At 67.2% G+C, this 430-nt stretch carries 1 protein-coding gene; it reads right to left on the reverse strand.

The annotated features are described in order from the left end of the window. A partial coding sequence (locus ACWTU8_RS32825) for an aminotransferase class I/II-fold pyridoxal phosphate-dependent enzyme (RefSeq protein ID WP_455851375.1) occupies positions 1-430 on the reverse strand: 430 nt, incomplete at both ends.

Consider the following 430-nt stretch of genomic DNA (forward strand, 5'->3'; position numbering starts at 1 on the left):
CCAGCATGTCGTCGAAACGAACAGCACCGGAGGCCGCATCGAAAGAAGGATACTCACGGATCTGCAAGCCGGCGGCGCGCATCACCGGCATATGGTTCGGCCAGGTCGGGTCCGACAGCCAGACCGTGGCGTCCGAACGCGTCCGCTTGAGCAGCTCCGCCGCCAGGCGAAGCGCACCGGAGCCGCCAGGCGCCTGTGCGGCCCGGATGCGCGTCATATCCGCGCCAGGGCCGAAGGCGAGCTTGGCCATCACCGCGTTGAAGCCGGTGTCGCCGGCGAGCCCGAGATAGGTCTTTGTGTCCTGGCTGTTCATGAGCCGCTTTTCAGCCTCACGCACGGCACGCATGACGGGCGTCTTGCCGTCGCGGTCCTTGTAGACGCCGACGCCGAGGTCGACCTTGTTGGGCCGCGGATCGGCACGATAGAGGCC

The organism is Mesorhizobium sp. BHbdii, assembly GCF_053848045.1.